This is a genomic window from Actinosynnema sp. NPDC023658 (genome assembly GCF_040639995.1).
In the GTDB taxonomy this organism is placed as follows: Bacteria; Actinomycetota; Actinomycetes; order Mycobacteriales; family Pseudonocardiaceae; genus Actinosynnema.
Map to the genome: position 1 here is coordinate 1 of NZ_JBFAAX010000993.1, position 836 is coordinate 836.

Here is an 836-nt window from a genome sequence, read left to right on the forward strand (position 1 = left end):
GTGTCCACGCTGCTGAGACAGGCCGGACGACGTGCCACCGTCGTCGACCCACCGGACCCCGGCGAGGTCCACCGGCCTCCGTCGCGCCTCGTCGCCCGCTGCGGTGCGTGTCGAGTGTCGAGGCGTCGCGTGCCGGGTGCGACCGTCGCCGCGGTGTGCCCGTCGACGGTGTGCGCACGACGTGTCACGCCGGTGTGGACGGTCCGGCCGGCCGGCCCTCGACCCCTGTCCACCAGCCTGTCCGTAACGCCGATAATCTACATTATGTTAAGTAAGACGTTCGGGGACGGTCCGGGGTCCTTCCCTGCCGACCCGCCGCGCCTCCGCGGTGATGACGTCGCCCCACGTCTGCCACATGCCGTCGAGCCGTGACGTGACGACGACGCGTTCCACCGCGTCGTCGGGCAGCGGGATCTGCAGGCCGATGGCGTGGTGGCGTGCGTGTCCGCCTCCTGCTCGGGCCAGGAGCTCGGCGTCGAAGTCGATCAGGACGCTGCCCTCGGGCAGGGTGTCGGGGATGTCGGCGCCGCAGCCGACGACGCAGACCGGTCCCCCGGCGTCGGCGGTGTGCCGCTCGATCTCGGTGCGGACGTCGAGGGTGCGGGCGTGCTCGGTCCAGGTGGTGAGGGTGCGGTGTTCGGCTTCCGCGATGAGCGGGTCGTCGCGTTCGAGGGAGGCCCAGACGAGTTCGACGTCGGGTTCGTGGGTCTTGTCGAGGAACTGGCGCATGGTGCGCTTGGCGCTGGCGAGCATCTCCCCCGTGTCGCGGTCGTGCGGTGGTTCGACGGCCCAGGCGGCGGGGTCGTAGTGGGTGGCGAGACCGTGGCGGTGGAGGC

1 pseudogene is annotated in these 836 nt (G+C 71.5%); it reads right to left on the reverse strand.

The features are described from left to right. Positions 1 to 267: 267 nt before the first annotated feature. Positions 268 to 836, reverse strand: a pseudogene (locus AB0G02_RS37300) (hypothetical protein); the annotation flags it as partial.